30 protein-coding genes are annotated in these 23,571 nt (G+C 66.1%); 2 read left to right on the forward strand and 28 right to left on the reverse strand.

The window, feature by feature from the left end:
- Positions 1-111: 111 nt before the first annotated feature.
- The 3 genes from H4P35_RS00770 to petA all read right to left on the reverse strand — a co-directional run bounded on the left by H4P35_RS00770 (position 112) and on the right by petA (position 3,091).
- Entirely contained in the window at positions 112-963 is an 852-nt protein-coding gene (locus H4P35_RS00770; protein WP_056320427.1) for a cytochrome c1, read from the reverse strand.
- A 24-nt stretch (positions 964-987) separates the two neighbouring features.
- Positions 988-2,376 carry a cytochrome bc complex cytochrome b subunit gene (locus H4P35_RS00775; protein ID WP_056320424.1) on the reverse strand — a complete coding sequence of 463 codons (1,389 nt, stop codon included), beginning with the start codon at positions 2,374-2,376 and terminating at the stop codon, positions 988-990.
- 73 nt (positions 2,377-2,449) lie between these two features.
- A complete protein-coding gene (petA, locus tag H4P35_RS00780) occupies positions 2,450-3,091 on the reverse strand; it encodes a ubiquinol-cytochrome c reductase iron-sulfur subunit (protein WP_062840173.1) in 642 nt (213 codons plus the stop codon).
- Positions 3,092-3,229: 138 nt separating this feature from the next.
- Here petA and mscL point away from each other — a divergent pair, with 138 nt between their 5' ends.
- Entirely contained in the window at positions 3,230-3,676 is a 447-nt protein-coding gene (mscL, locus tag H4P35_RS00785; protein WP_152383135.1) for a large conductance mechanosensitive channel protein MscL, read from the forward strand.
- Between the two features lie 52 nt (positions 3,677-3,728).
- On the opposite strand, the gene H4P35_RS00790 is transcribed toward mscL, so the two are convergent.
- The gene (locus H4P35_RS00790; RefSeq protein WP_226847707.1) at positions 3,729-4,505 is read right to left on the reverse strand and encodes a Nif3-like dinuclear metal center hexameric protein; all 777 of its coding nucleotides are present in this window, start codon (positions 4,503-4,505) and stop codon (positions 3,729-3,731) included.
- A 19-nt stretch (positions 4,506-4,524) separates the two neighbouring features.
- On the opposite strand from H4P35_RS00790, the gene H4P35_RS00795 reads away from it, so the two are divergent.
- Positions 4,525-5,682: a trypsin-like peptidase domain-containing protein gene (locus tag H4P35_RS00795; protein ID WP_226847708.1), complete on the forward strand. Its 1,158-nt coding sequence runs from the start codon at positions 4,525-4,527 to the stop codon at positions 5,680-5,682.
- Here H4P35_RS00795 and H4P35_RS00800 read toward each other — a convergent pair.
- From H4P35_RS00800 to H4P35_RS00915, 24 genes are all read right to left on the reverse strand, one after another.
- On the reverse strand, positions 5,679-6,101 hold the full coding sequence (locus H4P35_RS00800; protein ID WP_152383138.1) for a helix-turn-helix domain-containing protein: 423 nt from the start codon (positions 6,099-6,101) through the stop codon (positions 5,679-5,681). The two genes, H4P35_RS00795 and H4P35_RS00800, sit on opposite strands and share 4 nt — an antisense overlap.
- A gap of 87 nt (positions 6,102-6,188) precedes the next feature.
- Positions 6,189-6,983 (reverse strand): twin-arginine translocase subunit TatC, encoded by a 795-nt coding sequence (gene tatC, locus H4P35_RS00805; protein WP_180099738.1) that lies wholly within the window; start codon positions 6,981-6,983, stop codon positions 6,189-6,191.
- Positions 6,980-7,561, reverse strand: a complete 582-nt coding sequence (gene tatB, locus H4P35_RS00810; protein WP_226847709.1) for a Sec-independent protein translocase protein TatB — start codon at positions 7,559-7,561, stop codon at positions 6,980-6,982. Before tatB ends, tatC begins: the two co-directional genes overlap by 4 nt.
- A gap of 75 nt (positions 7,562-7,636) precedes the next feature.
- Positions 7,637-7,864 carry a Sec-independent protein translocase subunit TatA gene (gene tatA / locus H4P35_RS00815; RefSeq protein WP_056320404.1) on the reverse strand — a complete coding sequence of 76 codons (228 nt, stop codon included), beginning with the start codon at positions 7,862-7,864 and terminating at the stop codon, positions 7,637-7,639.
- Between the two features lie 14 nt (positions 7,865-7,878).
- Entirely contained in the window at positions 7,879-8,247 is a 369-nt protein-coding gene (locus H4P35_RS00820) for a histidine triad nucleotide-binding protein (protein WP_056320402.1), read from the reverse strand.
- A gap of 17 nt (positions 8,248-8,264) precedes the next feature.
- On the reverse strand, positions 8,265-8,615 hold the full coding sequence (locus H4P35_RS00825) for a phosphoribosyl-ATP diphosphatase (RefSeq protein ID WP_062840179.1): 351 nt from the start codon (positions 8,613-8,615) through the stop codon (positions 8,265-8,267).
- Positions 8,612-9,016, reverse strand: a complete 405-nt coding sequence (hisI, locus tag H4P35_RS00830; RefSeq protein ID WP_056320398.1) for a phosphoribosyl-AMP cyclohydrolase — start codon at positions 9,014-9,016, stop codon at positions 8,612-8,614. The genes H4P35_RS00825 and hisI overlap by 4 nt, the downstream gene beginning before the upstream one ends.
- A 2-nt stretch (positions 9,017-9,018) precedes the next feature.
- Positions 9,019-9,840 carry an imidazole glycerol phosphate synthase subunit HisF gene (hisF, locus tag H4P35_RS00835; RefSeq protein ID WP_056320396.1) on the reverse strand — a complete coding sequence of 274 codons (822 nt, stop codon included), beginning with the start codon at positions 9,838-9,840 and terminating at the stop codon, positions 9,019-9,021.
- Positions 9,837-10,577, reverse strand: a complete 741-nt coding sequence (hisA, locus tag H4P35_RS00840; RefSeq protein ID WP_006224535.1) for a 1-(5-phosphoribosyl)-5-[(5-phosphoribosylamino)methylideneamino]imidazole-4-carboxamide isomerase — start codon at positions 10,575-10,577, stop codon at positions 9,837-9,839. Before hisA ends, hisF begins: the two co-directional genes overlap by 4 nt.
- 56 nt (positions 10,578-10,633) lie before the next feature.
- Complete coding sequence (gene hisH, locus H4P35_RS00845) at positions 10,634-11,332, reverse strand: imidazole glycerol phosphate synthase subunit HisH (RefSeq protein WP_062840181.1); 699 nt, start codon at positions 11,330-11,332, stop codon at positions 10,634-10,636.
- A 52-nt stretch (positions 11,333-11,384) separates the two neighbouring features.
- Complete coding sequence (gene hisB / locus H4P35_RS00850; protein ID WP_008160445.1) at positions 11,385-11,972, reverse strand: imidazoleglycerol-phosphate dehydratase HisB; 588 nt, start codon at positions 11,970-11,972, stop codon at positions 11,385-11,387.
- Between the two features lies 1 nt (position 11,973).
- A complete protein-coding gene (hisC, locus tag H4P35_RS00855; protein ID WP_179690782.1) occupies positions 11,974-13,077 on the reverse strand; it encodes a histidinol-phosphate transaminase in 1,104 nt (367 codons plus the stop codon).
- Complete coding sequence (gene hisD, locus H4P35_RS00860) at positions 13,074-14,378, reverse strand: histidinol dehydrogenase (RefSeq protein WP_142051890.1); 1,305 nt, start codon at positions 14,376-14,378, stop codon at positions 13,074-13,076. The genes hisC and hisD overlap by 4 nt, the downstream gene beginning before the upstream one ends.
- 61 nt (positions 14,379-14,439) lie before the next feature.
- On the reverse strand, positions 14,440-15,114 hold the full coding sequence (gene hisG, locus H4P35_RS00865; protein WP_056320385.1) for an ATP phosphoribosyltransferase: 675 nt from the start codon (positions 15,112-15,114) through the stop codon (positions 14,440-14,442).
- Entirely contained in the window at positions 15,111-16,382 is a 1,272-nt protein-coding gene (gene murA / locus H4P35_RS00870) for a UDP-N-acetylglucosamine 1-carboxyvinyltransferase (RefSeq protein ID WP_056320441.1), read from the reverse strand. Before murA ends, hisG begins: the two co-directional genes overlap by 4 nt.
- Positions 16,382-16,627, reverse strand: coding sequence for a BolA family protein (locus H4P35_RS00875; protein ID WP_056320382.1), 246 nt, complete (start codon positions 16,625-16,627; stop codon positions 16,382-16,384). The genes murA and H4P35_RS00875 overlap by 1 nt, the downstream gene beginning before the upstream one ends.
- Positions 16,628-16,632: 5 nt before the next feature.
- The gene (locus H4P35_RS00880) at positions 16,633-17,445 is read right to left on the reverse strand and encodes an ABC transporter permease (protein WP_056320380.1); all 813 of its coding nucleotides are present in this window, start codon (positions 17,443-17,445) and stop codon (positions 16,633-16,635) included.
- On the reverse strand, positions 17,442-18,254 hold the full coding sequence (locus tag H4P35_RS00885; RefSeq protein ID WP_056320378.1) for an ABC transporter ATP-binding protein: 813 nt from the start codon (positions 18,252-18,254) through the stop codon (positions 17,442-17,444). The genes H4P35_RS00880 and H4P35_RS00885 overlap by 4 nt, the downstream gene beginning before the upstream one ends.
- Before the next feature lie 175 nt (positions 18,255-18,429).
- Positions 18,430-19,068 carry a phospholipid-binding protein MlaC gene (locus tag H4P35_RS00890; RefSeq protein ID WP_056320376.1) on the reverse strand — a complete coding sequence of 213 codons (639 nt, stop codon included), beginning with the start codon at positions 19,066-19,068 and terminating at the stop codon, positions 18,430-18,432.
- Between the two features lie 37 nt (positions 19,069-19,105).
- On the reverse strand, positions 19,106-19,912 hold the full coding sequence (locus H4P35_RS00895; protein WP_056320374.1) for a VacJ family lipoprotein: 807 nt from the start codon (positions 19,910-19,912) through the stop codon (positions 19,106-19,108).
- Positions 19,913-19,993: 81 nt separating this feature from the next.
- On the reverse strand, positions 19,994-20,494 hold the full coding sequence (mlaD, locus tag H4P35_RS00900; RefSeq protein WP_056320371.1) for an outer membrane lipid asymmetry maintenance protein MlaD: 501 nt from the start codon (positions 20,492-20,494) through the stop codon (positions 19,994-19,996).
- 12 nt (positions 20,495-20,506) lie between these two features.
- On the reverse strand, positions 20,507-21,295 hold the full coding sequence (gene mlaE / locus H4P35_RS00905) for a lipid asymmetry maintenance ABC transporter permease subunit MlaE (protein ID WP_056320369.1): 789 nt from the start codon (positions 21,293-21,295) through the stop codon (positions 20,507-20,509).
- A complete protein-coding gene (locus H4P35_RS00910) occupies positions 21,292-22,128 on the reverse strand; it encodes an ABC transporter ATP-binding protein (protein WP_175156363.1) in 837 nt (278 codons plus the stop codon). The genes mlaE and H4P35_RS00910 overlap by 4 nt, the downstream gene beginning before the upstream one ends.
- Before the next feature lie 365 nt (positions 22,129-22,493).
- Positions 22,494-23,555: a nitronate monooxygenase family protein gene (locus tag H4P35_RS00915; RefSeq protein ID WP_180099728.1), complete on the reverse strand. Its 1,062-nt coding sequence runs from the start codon at positions 23,553-23,555 to the stop codon at positions 22,494-22,496.
- Positions 23,556-23,571 lie beyond the last annotated feature (16 nt).

The following is a 23,571-nucleotide window of genomic DNA, read 5'->3' on the forward strand; positions in this document are numbered from 1 at the left end:
AAATCTAGCAGGCGCTGGCCCCAATTGCCAGGCAGGATAGGCGTACGGCCCTATCCGCCTCTTCCGTCCCCGATAGACGGGGTGGCTGGGGAACCTGGCGGGGCGTTACGGTTAGCGCACGTGTTTCCAGTACGAGGCATTCAGGCGCCACGTAACAAAGAAGAACAGGAGCAGGAACAACATGACGCCGACGCCGATGCGGACACGCAGTGTCTGGACGGGCTCGGCCATCCAGGACATGAATGCGGTCAGATCAGCGACGTCGTTGTCGTATGTTGCGGTTTGGGCCGGGTTGGCGGCCTTGAATTTGGCATCGAAAGTGGCATGGCCATGGTGATTGGCTAACGGCTCGGCCTTCACCGTGGCAAAACCCTGTGCATCGTACACCGTTGTGACGCGTTCCCAGGATTTGGGGGCGCCGTCCTTGCCTTCGACCTCGTGGACAGCGACCGTGGTCAGCTCGCGCGGACCCTGTTCCTGCCAGAGGGCATGCGGCATGCCGACCGACGGGAAGACCAGGTTGTTCCAGCCCGTGGCGCGCGACGTGTCGCGGTAGAAGGTGCGCAGGTAGGTGTACAGATAGTCGGATCCCGAGGGCCCGGCGTTCACGGATTTGGCGCGGGCGATCACGGACAAGTCCGGGGGCGTCGTGCCAAACCAGGCCTTGGCGTCCTTCGGCGTCATGGCGACGTGCATCATGTCGCCAATCTTTTCGCCGGTGAACAGCAGGCTTGTCTTGATCTGTTCGTCGGTCAGGCCGATGTCCCGGAGCTTGTTGTAGCGCATCGAGGATGCGCTATGACAGTTCAGGCAGTAATTGACGAACAGCTTGGCGCCGTTTTGCAGCGACGCCATGTCGTTGACGCGGTAAGGCGCCTTGTCCAGCGGATAGCCGCCTCCGGCGGCAAAGGTAGCGGTACACGTGAGCATCAAGGCCACGGCACCAATCAGCTTCTTGATCATGGTTAGTCCGTTATTCTCGTTGGCTCAGTGGGCGTGGAACGTGACGCGGTCGGGCACTTGCTTGAAGGTGCCCAGGCGGCTCCATACCGGCATCAGGAAGAAGAAGGCCAGGTACAGCAGCGTGCCGATCTGCGACGTCAGGTTCAACGGCGGACTGGGCGGCTGCGTACCGATGTAGCCAAGCACCAGGAAGTTGACCATGAAGATGCCGTAGATCCACTTGTGCCACGTGGGGCGGTAGCGGATGGACTTGACCGGCGAATGATCCAGCCAGGGCAGGAAGAACAGGATGACGACCGTGCCGCCCATGGCCACCACACCCCAGAACTTGGCGTCGATGACGCGCAGCAGCACGGCGACGACGATCAGGATGCCGGGGACGGCGATGCGCATGAAGCCCTTCAGGTTGCTCTTGGCAAACAGCACGATGGCGCCCAGCACCGACGCGCCCGCCAGCACCCACGTGAATTCATCGGTGGTGGCACGGAGCATCGAGTAGAACGGCGTGAAGTACCAGACCGGCGCAATGTGCGGAGGCGTCTTCAGCGAGTCAGCGGGAATGAAGTTGTTGAACTCGAGGAAGTACCCGCCCATTTCCGGGGCGAAGAACACGATGGCTGCGAACACCAGCAGGAAGCCCGCCACGCCCACCAGGTCATGCACCGAGTAGAACGGATGGAACGGGATGCCGTCTTTCGGGCGGCCGTACTTGTCCTTCGGGCCCTGCTTGATCTCGACGCCGTCCGGGTTGTTGGAGCCGACTTCGTGCAGCGCCACCAGGTGCGCGGCAACCAGGCCGATCAGCACCAGCGGAATGGCGATGACGTGGAAGGCGAAGAAGCGGTTCAGCGTGGCGTCGGACACGACGTAGTCGCCGCGGATCCAGATCGACAGTTCAGGGCCGATGAACGGGATGGCCGCGAACAGGTTCACGATCACCTGGGCGCCCCAGTACGACATCTGGCCCCAGGGCAGCAGGTAGCCGAAGAACGCTTCGGCCATCAGACAGAGGAAGATCGCAACGCCGAAGATCCACACCAGTTCGCGGGGCTTGCGGTAGGAACCGTAGAGCAGGCCGCGCAGCATGTGCAGGTAAACCACCACGAAGAACATCGAGGCGCCGGTCGAGTGCATGTAGCGCACCAGCCAGCCCCACGGGACCTCGCGCATGATGTATTCGACGGACTGGAACGCGCGCTCGGCGTCCGGCTTGTAGTGCATGACCAGGAAGATGCCGGTCACGATCTGCAGCACCAGCACCAGAAGCGCCAGCGAGCCAAAGAAATACCAGAAGTTGAAATTCTTGGGTGCGTAATACTCGGACAGATGGGCTTTCCAGGTGGAGGTCACCGGGAAGCGCCGGTCCAGCCAGCCCAACAGGCCTGTCGTCTCGACGGTTTTCTCGCCAGCCATGTAACGGCTCCTTCTCTAATACGTGGCGTATTGTTTTACTTACGTAGATCGGGAAAAAAGCGCGACGCGAGCGTCAGGCCTTGTTGTCTTCATCGACGCCCACGATGATGCGGGTGTCGCTGAGGTACTGGTACGGCGGAACTTCGAGATTATCGGGGGCAGGCTTGTTCTTGAAGACCCGGCCAGCCAGGTCGAACGTGGAGCCGTGGCAGGGACAGAGGAATCCGCCTTGCCAATCCGCGCCCAGACCGCCGCCGCCACCCGTTTCGAAGTGCGCGGTAGGCGAGCAGCCCAGGTGCGTGCAGATGCCGACGCAGACGAAGAGCTCGGGCTTGCGCGAGCGGGCTTCGTTTTCGGCATAGGGAGGAGTGAAGCCGGGCCGCTTGGATTGCGGATCGGCGAGCTGGGAATCCAGCCCTTTCAGACCGGCGAGCTGCTCGGGCGAGCGGTGGATGATCCACACCGGTTTGCCGCGCCATTCGACCGTTTTCATGGCGCCGACGGGAATGTCGCCGACATCCACCTCAACGGGCGCCCCGGCCGCACGGGCTTTTTCAGAGGGAGAAAACGTGCTCACAAGCGGCACTGCCGTTGCGACACCTGCTACGCCACCCACAGCACAGGCGGTGGTAACCCAGAAACGTCGCGAAGGATCAGGTGGCAGGTTGGGATCAACCGCACCGTCATCGTCATGCACCAGCGTATCCTGACTCATCTTCCTATCCTTGTTGATGCGCCCGCTCAACGAGTAGCATCACTTCTGCGGCATCGGGTTCGCGGGAATATGTAACAACATAGCAACCGCGTATTATAGGCCAGCCTACCCCAGGCGTATCACGAATGGAGCGGATTTATGAGCAAATCGACTGGTTTCGTCAAAGAGTTTCGAGATTTCGCGGTCAAGGGCAACGCGGTCGATCTGGCCGTCGGTGTCATTATCGGCGCGGCCTTCGGCAGGATCGTCGACTCGCTGGTGCGGGACATCATCATGCCGCTCGTCAATTTCATCCTGGGCGGATCGGTCGATTTCTCGAATAAGTTCCTGGTACTGTCCATGCCCGATGGGTATGCCGGGCCGATGAACTACGCGGACCTGACCAAGGCGGGCGCCATCGTCTTCGCGTGGGGCAACTTCCTCACCATCGTCATCAATTTCGTTCTGCTGGCGTTCGTGATCTTCTGGATGGTCAAGGCCATCTACAAGGCCCGCAACAAGCAGGAGGAAGCGCCGGCGCCGGCCAAGACGCCGGAAGACGTCGCCCTGCTGCGCGAAATTCGCGACCTGCTCAAGCGCCCGTAAATGAAAAAGCGTCCTTGAACGGACGCTTTTTTGATTTGAAGGGGCGGTGGGGTCAGGCAGGATTGTCGATATCCACGAATTCGACCTTGACGCCGAAGCGCTCGGCCACGGCCTGCCCCAGCGCCTGGACGCCGTAACGCTCGGTGGCGTGGTGGCCGGCCGCGATGAAGCCGACCCCGGTTTCGCGAGCCAGGTGCACCGTGGATTCCGAGACTTCGCCGGTGATGTAGACGCTTGCGCCCGCATCCACGGCGTCGGCCATCATGCCCTGGGCGCCGCCCGTGCACCAGGCGATGGTCGCCAGCGGCTGGTCCGGATCGCCCACGACGAGCGGCGGGCGGCCCAGGCGTTGCGCCACGCGCTCGCCCAACTGGCCCAGGGTCTGCAGACCGCTGGCCTCGCCCAGCCAGATCAGCCCGTCCTGGCCGCAGGTCAGGGGCGCGCCATCGTCGCGCCGCGCGGGGGACAGGCCCAGCACACGCGCCAGCTGCGCGTTGTTGCCCAGCGTGGGGTGCGCATCCAGCGGCAGATGGTAGGCGTACAGATTCAGGTCGTTCTTCAGCGTCAGGGCCATGCGGGTGCGACGGGTGCCGATGACGCGGCGGTCTTCGTTGCGCCACATCCAGCCATGGTGCACCAGCACCGCATCCGCGCCGCGTTCGACGGCGGCGCGCAGCAATGCTTCGCTGGCCGTCACACCGGTGATAATGTGTCCGACCTCGGATCGGCCTTCCACCTGCATCCCGTTGGGACAGTAGTCCTTGAAACGGGCCGTCTGCAGGGTGTCGTCCAGCCAGCTGGCCAGGACGCGGGAGTCCACTTTATTCATTGCTAGTCCTATCAGAAACATGCGCCGATATTGGCTGATCTTTGCTCAGGCCGTCACGGTCTGCCTGGGTATTCTATTCGTGGTGACGACGTTGCGGCCCGACCTGCTGCGGGTGAACGGGCCCGGCGCGGTCCTGCCGGCCACAGCGGCGCCCGTGCGCGCGCCCGCCGGCGACGTAGGCGCGGTGTCGTACGCGGACGGCGTGGCAAAGGCGGCGCCTTCGGTGGTGAACGTATTCACCACCAAACACGTGAACGTGCCGTTGATCCCGCTGCCCGATGACCCGGTGCTGCGCCAGCTCTTTGGACAGATGCCGGGCGCGAGCCGCCGGGAGGCCTCGACCAGCCTGGGCTCGGGCGTGATCGTGAACGCGGACGGCTACGTGCTGACCAACTATCACGTGGTGCAGGCCGCGGACGCCATCGAGGTGGCGCTGCGCGACGGGCGGCGGGACACGGCCAAGGTCGTGGGCGCGGATCCGGACACGGACCTGGCGGTGCTCAAGTTGTCCAGCCTGCGCGAGCTGCCCGCCGCGACGCTGGCGTCCGACAAAGGCCTGCGGGTGGGCGACGTGGTGCTGGCGATCGGCAACCCGTTTGGCGTGGGTCAGACGACGACGCAGGGCATCGTGTCGGCGCTGGGCCGCAATGGCCTGGGCCTGAATACCTACGAGAACTTCATCCAGACCGACGCGGCGATCAACCCCGGCAACTCGGGCGGCGCGCTGGTGGACGCCTACGGCAACCTGGTGGGCATCAATACCGCCATCTATTCGGAATCTGGCGGGTCGATGGGCATCGGGTTTGCAACGCCGATCGAGATTGCGCGCAAGGTGATGGACGATATCGTCAAGACCGGTTCGGTCAAGCGCGGCTGGCTGGGCGTGGAGCCGCAGGACGTGACGCCGGAACTGGCGCGGGCCTTTGCGTTGCCGCGCGACACGACGGGGGTGATCATCGCCGGCGTCATGCGCGATGGCCCGGGCGCGCGCGGCGGCTTGCGCGTGGGCGACATCGTGCAGTCGGTCAATGGCAAGCGGGTGGCGGACACGACCGGCCTGCTATCGGAGATTGCGCAGTTGCCGCCCGGCCAGCGGGCCGCGCTGGGCATATTGCGCGGCGGCAAGCCCGCGGAGCTGGCGGTGGTGGTGGGTACACGACCGGGCAAGCCGCGCTAGGCGCATTTACGCGCCGCCGCACGGGCGGCGCCGGGGCTGATGCCGGTGCCGGGCTTGTCAGACAGTTCGCGCACCAGGGCCAGGATCAGCCGCTTGGTGCTGTCGGGTTGCGGCGCAAGCCGCGCGCAGATTTCGGCGCAGTAGCCATCGACGCCATTGGCTGCGGCGTCTGGCAGCCGGGGCGCGGGGTTGGCCCCGGGCGCGGCGGCGGGCACCACGCCATCTGTCAGCCACGGCACGCTGGTGCCCAGGGCGTGCGCCAGGCGCACGAGCGTATTGCGGGCGGGCGAATAGCGGTCTTCGCGGGTAAGGATGCGATGAATGCAGGACTGCGGCACGCCCGACAGGCGCGCAAGCTGGTTCTGGCTATGGATGCCGCGCCACCGCATGAGGGTGCGCAGTCTTTGAGAAAGCGACATGACTGCAATGTAGGACTGCGGTCAGAGGCCGACAAGGTAAAACGGTCCGCTTTTATGCGGACCGTCTTGGTGGCTGTGCGCCTGGGGTCAGTGGCGTTCGGTCAGGGAGTCCGACGCTGCGTCGTCCTCTGACGCGCTTTCCTTGGGTGTGACCATGCGGGCGCAGATCAGTCCGACCTCGTAGAGCAGGCAAAGCGGCACCGCCAGCATGAACTGGCTGACCACGTCGGGCGGGGTGACCACGGCGGCGATGATGAAGGCGCCCACCACCACGTAGCCGCGCGCGGCCTTCAACTTGGAGAGTTCGACCACGCCCATCTTGACCAGCAGCACGACCGCCACCGGCACTTCGAACGTGATGCCGAACGCCAGGAACATCGTCATGACGAAGCTGAGATAGGCCTCGATGTCCGGCGCCGGCGTGATGGATTGCGGCGCGAACGTGGCGATGAAGTGGAACACCGTGCGAAACACCACGAAATAGCAGAACGCCATGCCCGCGATGAAGAGAAACGTGCTGGAAACGATGAGCGGCAGCGCCAGGCGCTTTTCGTGGCGGTACAGCCCGGGGGCCACGAAGGCCCAGGCCTGATACAGCACCACCGGAAGCGCCACGATGAACGCGGCCATCATCGTGACCTTGACGGGCACCATGAACGGCGTGATGACGCCGGTGGCGATCATGCGGGTGCCTTCGGGCAGCGAGGCCAGCATGGGCGCGGCCAGCACGTCGTAGATGGCCGACGCGCCGGGATAGATGAAGAGCACGATGAACACCGCCACCACGGCGCCGACAGCGCGCAGCAGACGGGTGCGCAGCTCGACCAGATGGGAGATGAAGGTCTCTTGCTGGCCTTCTTCTTGGGTTGCGTCCTGGGTCACGACGAAGTTCCGGAAGGCGAGACGGGCTTGGCGGCAGGCGCGGCGACGTCAGCCGCGGTCGCGCTGGGCGCCGGGGCGGGTTGTTGTTGGGGGGCGGCCGGGCGCGGGTCGGCGTTGGGCACGGGTTGGGGCTCGGCGGCAGGCAGGTCCAGATCCAGATTGTGGTTCTGGCTGGGCGGGGCGATCGTGCGCGCGGGCTCGGCGGGCGTGTCCGCGGCGGGCGCCTGCGTGGCAGTCGCCGTGGCCGGTGAGGCGGGAGCGGCCTTGCCGCTGGCTTCGCGGGCGACTTCGTCCAATTCGGCGCGGAACTGCTGCACGGGTTCCTGCAGCGAGGCGCCGGTCTCGTTCAGCGATTGCTGCACGCCCTGGGCCGCGTCTTCCATTTCAGTCTTGAACTTGCGGAGTTCGTCGAGTTCGATTTCGCGCTGGATATCGGACTTGACGTCATTGACGTAACGCTGCGCGCGCCCCAGCAGGTGACCGACGGTGCGGGCAACCTTGGGCAGGCGTTCGGGGCCGATGACGATCAGGGCGACGACGCCGATCACCATCAGTTCAGTGAGGCTGACATCAAACATTCGACGGCCGCTCGGGAATTGAAGCAATAAGGGCCGGCCCGTTCAGGGCTGGCCCGGAGGGAGACTGGCTGACGCTCAGGAGTTGGACTTTTCCTTGGCCTGCACGTCGATGGTGTCGCCGGCAACGCGCTGCTGCGTGACCGGTTCGGCGGGCTTGTCGCTGTTGGCTTCCTTCATGCCGTCCTTGAAACCCTTGACCGCGCCGCCCAGATCGCCGCCGATGTTGCGCAGCTTCTTGGTGCCGAAAATCAGCGCGACGATGACCAGGACGACCAACCAATGCCAAATGCTGAAACTACCCATGATGATTCTCCGAATTACGCAGTGGGGGCCACGCGCCCTTTCCAGGGACGCGAGCCGCCGATGATGTGGAAATGCAGATGCGGGACTTCCTGGCCGCCTTCGACGCCAGAGTTGATCATGATGCGAAATCCGCCATCAGGGCCCGGACGGCAACCGTTTTCGGCGGCAAGCCGCGGCGCCAACGACATCATTCTACCCAACCAATCTGCGTCCTCGCCCGTAATATCCTGCATGGATGTGACATGACGTCGAGGAATCAGCAGTAAATGGACCGGCGCGGCCGGATTGATATCGTGAAATGCAACAAAGTCCTCGTCCTCGTAGACCTTCTTGGACGGGATGTCGCCGGCGGCGATCTTGCAGAAAAGGCAGTTGTCGCTCATGGGTTTGGTTTCCGTGGTCAGTCTTTCGGGCGGCTTGCCTTTTCCACCAGGCCCGACAGGCCCTCGCGGCGTGCCAGCTCGGCCAGCACGTCTTCAGGCCGCAGGTTGAAATGCGTCAGCGCCACCAGGCAGTGGAACCACAAATCGGCGGTTTCGCTGACGATGCGGTCGGGCACGCCATCCTTGGCGGCCATGACCAGTTCCGTGGCTTCTTCCCCGATCTTCTTCAAAAAGGCGTCGGGGCCCTTGGCCAGCAGCTTGGCCGTGTAGGAAGCCTGGGGATCGCCGCCATTTTGCGGGCGGCGCGTTTCCAGCGTGTCTGCGATGCGCGCCAGGATGTCGGCGGCGGTCAGGGTCTGATCGGTCATTTGTAGATGAGTTCCGGGTCTTTGAGCACCGGATCCACCGTGACCCACGACGCATGGTCGGTCTGACCTTCCAGGCGGCGGAAAAAGCAGCTGGCGCGGCCGGTGTGGCAGGCGATGCCGCCTTGCTGGTGGACCTTCAGGAGGACCACGTCGCCGTCGCAATCCAGGCGCAGTTCATGCACTTCCTGGACATGGCCGGATTCTTCGCCCTTGCGCCACAGACGCTTGCGCGAGCGCGACCAATAGACCGCGCGGCCGGTGGCGGCCGTTTCGGCCAGCGATTCGCGGTTCATCCAGGCGACCATCATGATCTGGCCGTTTTCGGCGTCTTGGGCGATGGCGGGGATCAGGCCGTTTTCGTCGAAGACGACGTCGGCCATCCAGGCAGGTTCGTTGCTCATGTTCAGTCCAATCGTACGGCGATGCCCTGTTCGGCCATGAAGCGCTTGCACTCGCCGACGGTATGCTGGCCAAAATGGAAGATGCTGGCGGCCAGCACCGCGCTGGCGCGGCCGGTGGTGACGCCGTCGGCCAGATGCTGCAGGTTGCCGACGCCGCCGGAGGCGATGACGGGCACCGGTACCGCGTCCGAGACGGTGCGGGTCAGTTCCAGGTCGAAGCCGGACTTGGTGCCATCGCGGTCCATGCTGGTGAGCAGGATTTCGCCCGCGCCATAAGCAGCCATGCGGCGCGCCCATGCCACGGCGTCCAGGCCGGTGGCCTTGCGGCCGCCGTGCGTGAAGACTTCCCAGCGCGCCGGTTCGCCGGCCGCGGAGACGCGGCGGGCGTCGATGGCCACGACCACGCATTGCGAGCCGTGGTAGTCCGAGGCGGCGCGAACCAGGTCGGGATTGGCCACCGCGGCGCTGTTGATGCTGATCTTGTCGGCGCCGGCGTTCAGCAGACGCTGGATGTCGGACACCTGGCGCACGCCGCCGCCCACCGTCAGCGGAATGAAGACCTGCGAGGCCACCTGCTCGATGATGGGCAGGATCAGGTCGCGGCCGTCGCTGGTGGCGGTGATGTCCAGGAACGTGAGTTCGTCGGCGCCCTGCTCGTTGTAGCGGCGGGCGATCTCGACGGGGTCGCCCGCGTCGAGCAGGTTGACGAAGTTCACGCCCTTGACGACGCGGCCGGCCGTGACGTCAAGGCAGGGAATGATGCGGCGGGTCAGCGCGTTGTGCATGGTCGCGCCGGCCCCGGGGGTGCTGCTGGATGTGGTCATTTTGCCAATTCGTCGGCGCGCGCCTGCGCGGCCTGGAAGTCGAGCGTGCCTTCGTAGATGCTGCGGCCCAGGATGGCGCCTTCGACACCCTCTTCCTCGACGGCGCACAGCGCCTCGATGTCCTGGATGCCGGCGATGCCGCCCGAGGCGTACACGGGAATGCGCACGTGCTGGGCCAGGCGTACGGTGGCTTCGACGTTGACGCCCGACAGCATGCCGTCACGGCCGATGTCGGTGTAGATGATGGCTTCGCAGCCGTAGTCTTCGAACTTCTTGGCCAGATCCAGCACGTCGTGGCGGGTCAGCTTGCTCCAGCCATCGGTGGCGATCTTGCCGTCGCGGGCGTCCAGGCCGACGATGATCTGGCCGGGGAAAGCGCCGCAGGCGTCCTGCAGGAAGCCCGGATTCTTGACGGCGGCCGTACCGATGATGACGTAGGAGATGCCGGCGTCGAGGTAGCGCTCGATGGTGTCCAGGTCACGGATGCCCCCGCCGATCTGGACGGGAATGTCGTCGCCGACGGCGTCCAGGATCGCCTTGATGGGCGCTTCGTTCTTGGGCTTGCCGGCGACGGCGCCGTTCAGGTCGACCAGATGCAGGCGGCGGGCGCCCTGGTCAAGCCAGCGGGTGGCCATGGCGGCGGGGTCTTCGGAGAACACCGTTGCATCGTCCAGGTCACCCTGGCGCAGGCGCACGCAACGCCCGTCTTTGAGATCGATGGCGGGGATCAGCAGCATGGTTGGCAGCGAGAAAAAAAATGGGGTTGAACGGGCTGGCGCACGGGGCTCGGGGCCTACGGCTGCCAGTCTACAAAATTGCGATACAGGCGCAAACCGTGCTCGGCGCTCTTTTCGGGGTGGAACTGCACCGCGAAAATGTTAGCTGCCGCCACCGCGCAGGTAAAGGTGACGCCATAATCGGTTTCACCAACCGTCAGGCCTGGATCGGCCGGATCGGCGTAATAACTATGGACGAAGTAGAAGTGCGAGTCGTCCGGAATGCCTTCCCAGATCGGGTGAGACCGGGTGTGGCGGACCTTGTTCCAGCCCATGTGCGGCACCTTCAGGCGCTCGGGGCGGGTGTCCGCCAGACCTGCCGCGCCCGTGTCGGCCAGGCAGGCTTCGTCGTCGGCGGGGATCAGGTCGGCAAAGCCGGGGCCGGAAAAGCGGCGCACGACGCCCGGGAACAGGCCCAGGCAGGTGGTGGCGCCTTCTTCGCTGGCGTCGAACAGCATCTGTTCTCCCACGCAGACGCCCAGCAGGGGCTTTTCGCGGGCGGCGCGCACGACGGCGTCGCGCAGTCCGGATTCGTTCAGGGTGCGCATGCAGTCCGCCATCGCGCCCTGGCCCGGAAACACCACGCGGTCGGCGGCGGCGATTTCCTGGGGTTGGTTGCAGATGCGGATGTCGGCGTCAGGCGCGGCGTATTTCAGGGCGCGTGCGACGGAATGGAAATTGCCCATTCCGTAGTCGACGATGGCGATAGTGGTCACTTCTGTCTGCCTGGTGCGGTGCGAAGGGGATGGCTTGCCTGGGTTGCGTACCTTACAGCACGCCCTTGGTGGACGGCACGACGTCGCCCATGCGCGGGTCGACTTCCAGCGCCATGCGCAGCGCGCGGCCACAGGCCTTGAACACGGTTTCCGCCTGATGGTGCGAGTTGAAGCCGCGCAGGTTGTCGATGTGCATCGTGATCAGCGCGTGATTGACCAGGCCCTGGAAGAATTCGCGCGTGAGGTCCACGTCGAAGCTGCCGATGTGCGAGCGCGTGAACGGGATGTGATATTCCAGGCCGGGACGGCCGGAGAAGTCCACCACCACGCGCGACAGCGCTTCATCCAGCGGCACGTACGCGTGACCGTAGCGGCGCAGGCCGGCCTTGGTGCCCGCGGCCTTGGCGATGGCCATGCCCAGCGTGATGCCCACGTCTTCCACCGTGTGATGCGCGTCGATGTGCAGGTCGCCCTCGGCCTTGATGTCCAGGTCGATCAGGCCGTGACGCGCGATCTGGTCCAGCATGTGATCCAGGAAGGGCACGCCCGTGTCGATCGTCTGCTTGCCGGTGCCATCCAGGTTGATGGCCACGCGGATGCGGGTTTCGTTGGTGTTGCGGGTGATTTCTGCGGTACGCATGTTAAGCACTCAGGATCTCTTGCAGGGCGGATAGCAAGGCGGCGTTCTCGGCCGGGGCGCCCACCGAGATGCGCAGGCAGTTGGCCAGCAGCGGGTGGGCATTGGAGAAGTTGCGAATCAATATTTTGCGCGTTTTCAGGGCAAGATGCACGGCGTTGCCGTCGAGCTTGCCGGAAAAGCGGGCCAGAATGAAATTGGCCGCGGAAGGGAATACCCTGACGCCGGGCAATTGCGCCAGCGCCGCGGCCAATGGCTCGCGGTCGGCACGCAGCCGGGCCGCCTGTTCGTCCAGCACGGCCTTGTGCCGCAGCACGGCCTGCAGCGTGGCCTGCGTCAGCACGTTCAGGTTGTAGGGCGGGCGCACCTTGTTCAGCTCGGCGATCCAGGCCGGATCGCCGGCCAGGTAGCCAAAGCGCAGCCCCGCCAGGCCGATCTTGGACACGGTGCGCATGACGACCACGTTGGGCGCCTCCAGCACGCGCGGCATCCAGGTGTAGTCCGCGAACGGCTGGTAGGCCTCGTCGATCACCACGAGCCCTGGCGCGGCCTGGATAATGGCGTCCACGTCCTCGCGCGACCAGAGACCGCCCGTGGGATTGTTGGGCGTGGCCAGGAACACCAGCTTAGGCTGATGCTGGCCGATGGCCGCCAGCATGGCCGGCAGGTCCAGGGTCAGGTCATCGGTCAGCGGCACGCCCACGAAACGCGCGTGGTCAAAACGCGCGGCCATGTCGAAGTACACGAACGACGGCCAGGGCGACAGCACCACGTCGCCCGGATTGCAGCACGCCTGGACCATCAGGTGGATGAGCTCGTCCGAGCCGTTGCCAAACAGCACGTCCGCGCCATCGGGCACGCCGAAGGCTGTCTTGACGGCGGCTTGCAGCGCGGAGAGATCCGCGGACGGATAGCGGTTAAGCGGCGTGTCGCGGACGGCGCGCGCAATGTCGTCGCGCACGGCTTCGGGCAGCTCGTACGGGCATTCCATGGCGTCCAGCTTGATGCAGCCTTCGGCATGGGCGACGGGGTACGCCGCCAGCTCGCGGATGTCGGCGCGGACGGTGCCTTTGACGCGGCCGGCGACGTCCGCCGGTCCCGCGCTCATGTCTTGTCGACCCGGTACTGGGCGCTTGCGGCATGCGCCTGCAAGCCCTCGCCCAGCGCCAGTTCGGCGGCGATGCGTCCCAGCGTCTGGGCGCCGGCGTGCGAGACCTGGATCAGGCTGGAGCGCTTCTGGAAGTCATACACGCCCAGCGGCGACGAGAAGCGCGCCGTGCGCGAGGTGGGCAGCACGTGGTTCGGGCCGGCGCAGTAGTCGCCCAGGGCTTCCGAGCTGAAGCGGCCCATGAAGATGGCGCCGGCGTGGCGGATGCGGGCGGTCCAGACTTCGGGCTGCTCGGTGGAGATTTCCAAATGCTCGGGGGCGATGTCGTTGGCGATCTGGCAGGCTTCTTCCAGGTCGCGCACCAGGATCAGCGCGCCGCGGTTGGCCAGGCTGACGCGCAGGATGTCGGCGCGCGGCATGGTGGGCAAGAGGCGGGCGATGGCCGCTTCGACCTCTTCGATGAAGGCGGCGTCGGGACAGAGCAGGATGGACTGGGCGAGCTCGTCGTGCTCGGCCTGCGAGAACAGGTCCATCGCGATCCAGTCGGCCGGCGTCTTGCCGTCGCAGATGACCAGGATTTCGCTGGGGCCGGCGATCATGTCGATCCCGACCACGCCGAACACGCGGCGCTTGGCGGCCGCGACGTAGGCATTGCCCGGGCCGACGATCTTGTCCACGGCCGGCACGGTGCCGGTGCCATAGGCCAGCGCACCCACGGCCTGCGCGCCGCCGATGGCGAACACGCGGTCCACGCCGCCGATGGCGGCCGCGGCCAGCACGATGGGGTTGCGCACGCCGTCCGGCGTGGGCGTGACCATGACCAATTCCTGCACGCCCGCGACCTTGGCCGGAATGGCGTTCATCAGCACGGACGACGGATACGCGGCCTTGCCGCCGGGCACGTACAGGCCCACGCGGTCCAGCGGCGTGACCTGCTGGCCAAGCAGCGTGCCGTCGGCTTCGGTGTAGGTCCAGGTCTCGGCGCGCTGGCGCTCGTGGTAGGCGCGCACGCGGTCGGCGGCGGCTTCCAGCGCATTGCGCTGCGCGGCCGGCAGCCCGGCCAGGGCCGCATGCCAATCGGCCTTGGGGATCTCCAGCGTATGCGCTGCCGCGTCCGGCATGCGGTCGAACCGCTGCGTGTATTCCACCAGCGCGGCGTCGCCGCGGGTGCGCACGTCGGCCAGGATGCTGGCGGCGGCGCGGTCGATGGATTCGTCCTCGGTGGCCTCGAAGGCCAGCAGCTTGGACAGGGCGGATTTGAATCCGGGATCGCGGGAGTCGAGACGATTGATCAGGGCCATGGCGTCATGGAGCAAAGCAGGTAACGGTATCGGCCGCCGCGCCGGGCGCGGCGGGCGGGAATCAGACGTTGCGGGAGGCCGCTCTTGCGAAGGCGTCCAGCAGCGGCTGCAGGCGGTCGCCGCGGGTTTTCAGGGCAGCCTGGTTGACGATCAGGCGCGACGAGATCGGCATGACGTCTTCCACGGCGACCAGGTCGTTGGCGCGCAGCGTGCCGCCGGTGGACACCAGGTCGACGATGCAATCGGCCAGGCCGACGAGCGGCGCCAGTTCCATCGAACCATACAGCTTGATGATGTCCACGTACACACCCTTGGCCGCGAAGTGTTCACGGGCTGACTGCACGTACTTGGTGGCCACGCGCAGGCGCGCGCCCTGGTGGACCGCGGCGTCGTAGTCAAAGCCGTTGCGCACGGCCACGGCCAGGCGGCACTTGGCGATGTTCAGGTCGATGGGCTGGTACAGGCCGCCGGGCTGTTCCTTGGCGTGCTCGATCAGCACGTCCTTGCCCGCGATGCCCAGGTCGGCCGCGCCGTACTGCACGTAGGTGGGCACATCCGAGGCGCGCACGATGATCAGGCGCAGGCCGGGATCGCTGGTGGGCAGGATGAGCTTGCGCGAGCTTTCGGGGTTCTCGGGGACTTCGATGCCGGCTTCCGCCAGCAACGGCATGGTCTCTTCGAAGATGCGGCCCTTGGACAACGCCAGGGTCAGGGGGGTGACGGAGGCATTGCTCATTGAGCCTGTTCCTTGCCGGTAACTCGTTGGATATCCGCGCCCAGGGCGCGCAGTTTCACTTCCATCTGATCGTAGCCGCGATCCAGGTGGTAGATGCGGTCGACCAGCGTATCGCCATCGGCGGCCAGGCCAGCGATGACCAGGCTGGCCGAGGCGCGCAGGTCGGTCGCCATGACGGTTGCGCCCGACAGGCGCGGCACGCCGCGCACGACAGCGGTGTGGCCGTCGATGTCGATCTGGGCGCCCATGCGGCGCAGTTCCTGCACGTGCATGTAGCGGTTCTCGAAGATGGTCTCGACGATGACCGACGTGCCGTCGGCCACGGTGTTCAGCGCCATCAGCTGGGCCTGCATGTCGGTGGCAAAGCCCGGGTACTCGTGCGTGCGGAAACCCACGGCCTTGGGGCGCTTGTCCATCGCGCCGCGGATCCAGCCGGGACCGGTCTCGATGGTCAGGCCCGCTTCGGTCAGCTTGTCCAGCGTGGCGCCCAGGATGTCGGCATCCGCGTTCTTGAGCAGGATGTCGCCGCCGGCCGCGCCCACCGCGCACAGGAAGGTGCCGGCTTCGATGCGGTCGGAGATGACGCGGTGTTCGGCGCCGTGCAGACGCTCGACGCCGTCGATCACGATGCGGTCGGTGCCGTGGCCCTGGATGCGGGCGCCCATCTTGATGAGCAGTTCCGCCAGGTCCACCACTTCGGGCTCGCGCGCGGCGTTTTCCAGCACGGTGCGGCCCTCGGCCAGCACGGCGGCCATCAGCAGGTTTTCCGTGCCGGTGACCGTGACCATGTCGGTACGGATGGAGGCGCCCTTCAGGCGCTTGGCGCGCGCCACCACGAAGCCGTGCTCGATGCTGATTTCAGCACCCAGCGCGGCCAGGCCCTTGATGTGCTGGTCGACCGGCCGCTGGCCGATGGTGCAGCCGCCGGGCAGGCTGACGCGGGCCTCGCCGAACCGCGCGACCAGCGGGCCCAGCACCAGGATCGAGGCGCGCATCGTCTTGACCAGGTCGTACGGCGCTTCCAGGCTGTCGACGTTGCCGGCCTGCAGCGTGACGATGCCGTCGTCGGCGCGTTCGGCACGCACGCCCATGCGGGCCAGCAGGCGCAGCATGGTGCCGGTGTCGTTCAGGCGCGGCACATTGGACAGAACCAGCGTGTCGGCGGTCAGCAGACCCGCGCACAGGATCGGCAGGGCCGAGTTCTTGGCGCCGGAAATCGAGATCTCGCCATGCAGCCGCGCGCCGCCGGTAATGCGAAGCTTGTCCATCATTCGCCCGCTTTCTGGTATTCGGCGGGGGTCAGGGTGCGCATCGACAGGGCGTGGATCTCGGCTTTCATGCGGTCGCCCAGCGCGGCGTAGACGAGCTGGTGGCGCTGGATCAGGCGCTTGCCTTCGAAGGCCGTGCTGACGATGACGGCGTCGAAATGCGACCCGTCGCCCTGCACGTCGAGATGTTCACAGGGCAGGCCGTCAGCGATGTATTGGCGGACTTGCGCGGGAGTGGGAAGCATGGACGTCAGTTCCTGAGTTTGTAGCCGCTGGCCAGAAGCCGCAGCGCGTAAGCGGAGAGCGCAAGGAACACCGCCGTCACCACCGCCAGGCTGTGCCAGGGCGAGACGTCCGACACCGAGAAGAATCCGTAGCGGAATCCGTCGATGGTGTAGAAGATGGGGTTCCAGTGCGAGACGCTTTGCCAGAACGGCGGCAGCGTATGGATGGAATAGAACACGCCGGACAGGAAGGTGGCCGGCATGATCAGGAAGTTCTGGAAGGCCGCGAGCTGGTCGAATTTTTCGGACCACAGGCCCGCGACCAGCCCCAGCGTGCCCATGATGCCGCACGCCATCACTGCAAAGACCAGCACCCACAGCGGATGCGCGGGCGCCAGCGGCACGAAGAACAGCGCCACGGCCCACACGCACAGGCCGACCGCCAGACCCCGCGCGATCGCGGCCAGCACGTAGGCGCCGAAGATGTCCCGGTGCGACAGCGGCGGCAGCAGCATGAACACCAGGTTGCCGGTGATGCGGCTCTGGATGAGCGACGAGGACGGATTGGCGAACGCGTTCTGCAGCATGCTCATCATCATGAGCCCGGGGATCAGGAACGACGTGTAGGGCACGGTGCCGTACACCGTGACGCGCCCTTCCAGCACATGCGCGAAGACCAGCAGGTACAGCAGCGCAGTGATGACGGGCGCGGCAATGGTCTGGAAGCTGACCTTCCAGAAGCGCAGCAATTCCTTGCGCAGCAGGGTCGGAAAGCCGGAGCCGGCGTCCAGGCGGGGCTGCACCAGCGGCTGGCCGGCAGGCGTGGCGGGCTGGGTCATGATGAGATCTCTTCGGGTTGCAGGGCGCGCGCGCCGGGCTCGTCGTCCTGGTGCATGATGCGCACGAAGGCGTCTTCCAGGTCCACGCCGCCCACGCGGGCAAGCAGCGCCTGGGTGGTGTCCAGCGCCACGACACGCCCGCCCTTGAGCATGGCGATGCGGTTACAGAGCGCCTCGGCCTCTTCCAGGTAGTGCGTGGTGAGCATGATGGTGTGGCCGGCCTTGTTCAGCCGCGAAATGAACTCCCACAGCGTGCGGCGCAGGTCCACGTCCACGCCCGCGGTCGGCTCGTCCAGCACGATGACCGGCGGGCGGTGCACCAGCGCCTGCGCCACCAGCACCCGGCGCTTCATGCCGCCGGACAGTGCCCGCATGTTGGAATTGGCCTTGTCGGCCAGGCCCAGGTTGAACAGGATCTCGTCGATCCAGTCGTCGTTCTTGCGCAGGCCGAAGTATCCGGACTGGATGCGCAGCGTCTCGCGCACGGTAAAGAACGGGTCATAGACCAATTCCTGCGGCACGACGCCCAGCGCCCGCCGCGCCGACTTGTAGTCGGCCACGACGTCGTAACCACAGACGGTGGCGCGGCCCGAGGTGGCGTGCGCGAGGCCCGCCAGGATGGAGATGAGCGTGGTTTTGCCGGCGCCGTTGGGACCGAGCAGGCCGAAAAACTCGCCATGCTCGATGTTCAGGCTGACGTTGTCCAGCGCCTGAAAGCCGGGCCGGGGCGCGCGCCCGAGCAGTTTCTGCCAGCCGCGCTGGCGCGGCGAGTAGATCTTGGAGACGTTTTCTAGGCTGACGGCAGACATGACGGGGGGAGATGGCCCGGAAAGAGCGAATTGACCATTATATAAGCGCGGTGCGGCAGGAGCCCTGATGGCCCCGGTGGCAAAGGGGACGCCCCGCTTGTTGCGTCCCCAAAAACAATCGGCCCGGCGGCCCCCCGAGGGGACGCGCCGGGCCGAGCTGAGCCTGAACGGGTCTTTACTTGTTGCGCTGGTTCAGCGCCTGGATCAGACCGTCGATGCCGTTCTGGTTGATCTGCTGGGCGAACTGGTTGCGGTAGTTCTCGATCAGCCAGATGCCTTCGACGTTCATGTCGTAGATCTTCCAGCCCTGCGGGGTCTTTTCCAGGCGGTAGTCCACGCCCACCGGCTGGCTGTTGGACTGGCTGATCAGCGTGCGCACGACCACGTCGTCGGCCTTGGGATCGCCGCGGAACGGCAGGCCGGTGATGGTGGTGCTGGACGTGACGCGGGTCAGCGCGCCGCTGTACGTGCGGATCAGCGTGCCGCGAAAAGCCTCGGCCAGCGCCGTTTTCTGCTGGTCGGAGGCCTGGCGCCAGTAGCGGCCGGCGGCCAGGCGCGTCGTCTTCTGGAAGTTGACGTACGGCAGGATGTGCTGGTCGACGACCTGGTTGATGCGGGCGGTGTTGCCGGCCCGGACCGCGCCGTCAGCCTTCAGGACATCCAGGGCCTCGTTGGCGGCAGCCAGCACGAATTGTTCGGGCGGGCCATTGGGATCCGGCTTGGCTTGTGCGGCCGACGCGGCCGTGGCGGCGGACAAGCCCAGCAGGCCCGCGAACATCAGCCGCTGCAACAGGGAGGGAACGGAAAATCGCATCAAATCTCCTTCAGTACCGAAAGCGCAATCCGACAGCTTACTTGTTCGCGGGTTGCGGTGCAGGCACGGGGGCCGGCGCGGGTGCGGCGGGGGCGTCGTCGCCGTCGTCTTCGTAGTTGGGCAGCGAGCCTTCGTCATCGACGCGATGGCCCAGGACCATGGCGGCGCGGCGTTGCAGGAAGGCGTCGCGCACGAAGCTGTACGGGTCCAGCGCCACGCGGTCGATGGTGTCGGTGGTGTCGAGCAGGTTGGCGCGCGTATCGACGATGCGCAGGCCCCACAGCGAATTGCGCAGGCGGACGTTGTCGATCGAGTCCACGCCCATGTAGCCGTAGGTGGTGCCGTACAGGTCGCCGACCAGGCCGACGCCGTCACGCACGCTGGAGGCGCCGAAGAACGGCAGCACCAGGTACGGACCCTGGCTGAAGCCCCAGACGCCGAGCGTCGTGCCGAAATCGTTGGGGATCTTGCGCGCGCCATTGGCCGAGGCGACGTCGAAGCAGCCGCCCACGCCCATGGTCGTGTTGAACAGGAAGCGGCCCAGCGTGTTCACGAAGTCGTGGCCGCGGCCCTGCAGGAAGCTGTTGGTGCCGGACCACAGATCGCCGACGTTGCTGAAGATGTTGTGGATGCAGCTGCGCACGGGCTGCGGCGTCACGAACGTGTAGGCCTGCGCGACCGGCTTGAACACCGCGCGGTCGACCGTGTCGTTGAACTGGTAGACGCCACGGTTGAAGCCTTCCCAGGGGTCGCGCGGATCCGGATTCTTGGGTGCGGCGCAGCCGGCCATCAGCGCGCCCGCCGCTGCGACGGTGGCAATTCGGGAAATAGCTTTCTTATTCATGATCCGGGTATCCCTATCAACATTCTTTTGTTATCGCGACCGCGAGACGCAGCGTAGTAACGGCTTGTTTGTGCCGGGCCTTTAATCCTGCGCCTTGGGAGCGCCTTCCGGCGCGGCGGTCGTACCCTGCTTTTCCGCCGACCCGTACAGGAATTGGCTGATCAGCTGCTCCAGGACCACGGCGCTTTGTGTATAGCGGATTTTTCCGCCGTCGGTAAAGTTATCTTCCTCGCTTCCGGCGGTCAGGCCCAGGTATTGCTCGCCCAGGAGGCCCGAGGTCAGGATGGCGGCCGACGAGTCCTTGGGGAACTGGTATGCCGTTTCCAGATCGACCGAAACGATGGCCTGGAAGGTCTTGTCGTCGAAGGAAATGTTCGTGACCCGGCCCACCACCACGCCGGCGCTCTTGACCGGCGCGCGCACCTTGAGGCCGCCTACGTTATCGAAGTTGGCGGTCACGGTATAGGTCGGGGCAAAGGAAAAAGTGCTCAAGTTGCCGGCGCGCAACGCCAGGAATCCAAGCGCGATCGCGCCGAGCAATACAAACAGGCCTACCCAGAAGTCGGTTTTTTCGCGTGACATGATCGATCCGTATCAATTTCCAAACATCAAGGCGGTGAGCAGGAAGTCCAGCCCCAGCACCGCCAGCGAGCCCACGACCACGGTGCGCGTGGTGGCGCGGGCGACGCCTTCGGGGGTGGGCTTGGCCTGCCAGCCTTCGTACAGGGCCACCAGCGTCACCGTGACGCCGAAGACGACGCTCTTGATGACGCCGTTGGCGACGTCTTTCCATACATCGACGCCGTTCTGCATCTGCGACCAGAAGGCGCCGGCGTCCACGCCGATGAGCAGCACGCCCACGACCCAGCCGCCCAGGATGCCCACCATGGAGAACACCGCGGCCAGGATGGGCATGGCGATGATGCCGCCCCACAGGCGCGGCACGAGCACCCGGCGTATCGGGTCCACGGCCATGACTTCCATGGCCGACAGTTGTTCGCCCGCTTTCATCAGGCCGATCTCTGCGGTGAGCGAGGTGCCGGCGCGGCCCGCAAAAAGCAGCGCAGTGACCACCGGCCCCAGCTCGCGCACCAGCGACAGGGCCACCAGCAGGCCCAGGGCCTCTTCGGAGCCGTAGCGATTCAGCGTGTAGTAGCCCTGCAGGCCCAGCACGAAGCCCACGAACATGCCGGAGACGGCAATGATCAGGAGCGAATAATTGCCGATGAAGTGGACCTGCTGCGACACCAGGCGCGGGCGGGACAGCGCGATGCCGCTGCGCGCCAGCATGGCCCCGAAGAACCGGGTGAAATAGCCGATGCCGGCGACGTGGGAACGCACCCATTGGCCCAGCACGGCGATGGCGTTGTTGGATCCGCTCATGCTTTGCGCCCTTTCTGTTGCGACAGCCACTTCTGGAAGGCGGGAGTTTCGGGATATTGGAATGCAACCGGGCCGTCCGGCTGGCCTTTCAGGAATTGCTGGACGTAGGGGTCTGGCGAGGCCGCGAGCATCTGCGGCGTGCCGGAGGCGGCGAGCTGGCCGCGGCCCACCAAATAGACCTGGTCTGCAATGGCAAAGGATTCCTGCACGTCGTGGGTGATCAGCACCGAGGCGCAACCCAGGCGGTCTGCCAGACTGCGGATCAGGCGGGCGGTGATGCCCAGCGAGATCGGGTCCAGCCCCGCGAAGGGTTCGTCGTACAGGATCAGTTCGGGTTCCAGGACCACGGCGCGGGCCAGCGCCACGCGCCGGGCCATGCCGCCGGAGATTTCCGAGACCTTCAGGTGGGCGGCGGCACGCAGGCCCACGGCATCCAGCTTGTCGAGCACCCGGTCGGTGAGTTCGGCCTCGGGCAGGCGCGTGTGCTCGCGCAGGGGAAAGGCCACGTTCTCGAACACGTTCAGGTCGGTGAACAGCGCTCCCTGCTGGAACAGCACGCCCATGCGCTTGCGCAGGGCTTGCACTTCCGAGCGGGAGGCGGCGCCGATATCCTGGCCGAATGCCAGGACGCGGCCCTGCTGGGCGGTGATCTGGCCGGTGGCCGCGCGCAGCAGCGTGGTCTTGCCGGAACCCGACCCACCCATGACTGCCACCACCTGGCCCGCCCGGACGTCCATGGAAATATCGCGCAAGACGGTGAAATCACCGTAGCCAAGCGCCACACCTTCCAGGCGCAGGGCGAATTCCGGGGTGCTGCTGGTTTGAGCGGGCATGGGCAACGAAAGGGAGTTTCGGCGGCGGAGCTTGCCGTGCTGTCCTGCCGGCAAGCGGGCCGGAGAACCTGGCCGGCGCGGGCAAGACAGGCTGCGTCGGGAAGCGCCCTGTTACTCAGATGCCGGGGACGAGCTCAAGCGTCGGCTCCCGGCGGCGAGGCGCCATTGTAGCCCGACGCTGTGCAATCACAATCGGACCGGCCGCACGTGGAACAGTGTTTTCAATTCCACGGACAATCCGGCGGGCGGCTTGTTGCCATCTTCCTGGGCGTCACGGGTGTCTGACACCCCTGAAACGCCAGCCCCGCGCACACGCCTCTGACCCGGGTGTCAGGCACCCTTTTTAACGGCCCCGCCTTGTTCCTTCAGCGACGTGCGCGCGCCGCCGCGGTTTCCCGGGCCAGCCGCTGAATCAAATCCGCCGTCGATTCCCGCCGCGCCAGCGGCGCACCCTGGCCGGCCCACAGGGACAGGACGTTGATGTTGCCGCTCTTGCCGCCCGCCGTGCGCATCGGGCGCGTCAGCGCGTTCTGCAGCGGATACGGCAGGATGTCGCCCCCGATGGCGTCCGCGTCCCGCATGAAGGCGTTGGCGATGCCCCGCGCGGGGCGGCCGGAAAAGGCGCGGGTGACTCGGGACTGTTCCGCGCGGGAGGCGGGCAGGACGGCCTTGTAGGCCTCGCTGATGCCGGATTCGTCCGTCGTGAGAAAGGCCGTCCCCATTTGAACCAGGTCGGCGCCCAGCGCCAGGGCGGCCGCGATGCCGCGCCCGTCCATGATGCCGCCCGACGCAATGACTGGCACCGAGACGGCGTCGGCCACCTGAGGCACCAGGGCCATCGTGCCGATCAGGGACGCCTCGAAGGCATCCAGGAACGTGCCGCGGTGGCCGCCCGCCTCGGCGCCTTGCGCCACGATGGCGTCCACGCCGTCCTGCTCCAGCGTCTGGGCCTCGCGCACCGTGGTGGCCGTCCCCACGGTCAGGATGCCCAGCTCGCGGCAGCGGGCCACGGCCTCAGCGGGCAGGCGGCCGAAGGTGAAGCTCAGGACGGCGGGACGGATCCGCAGGATGGCCTCGAGCTGGCCCGCCAGCGGGTCGGTCTGCGGACCGGGCGCCTCGGGGGCAGGCAGGCCCAGTTGCTCGTGGTAGCGGGCCATCAGGGCCAGCATCGCATCCGCATTGCCCGCCATGGGTTGCTGCGGCACGGACGCGAACAGATTGATGGCGAACGGGCGGTCCGTGCGCGCACGGATCGCCGCGGCCGCCGCGTCGATCTGTTCGGGCGTCATGTAAGCCGCCCCAAGCGATCCCAGGGCGCCCGCCTTCGATGCCTCGGCCACCAGTTCCACCGTGGTGGCGCCGCCCGCCATGGGCGCCTGGATGATGGGATGGTCCAGCTTGAGCAGTTCAATCAGAGGGGAAGCCATGGGAAAACTCCTGGGA

Source organism: Achromobacter sp. 77 (assembly GCF_020541125.1).
Classification (GTDB): Bacteria; Pseudomonadota; Gammaproteobacteria; order Burkholderiales; family Burkholderiaceae_B; genus Achromobacter; species Achromobacter mucicolens.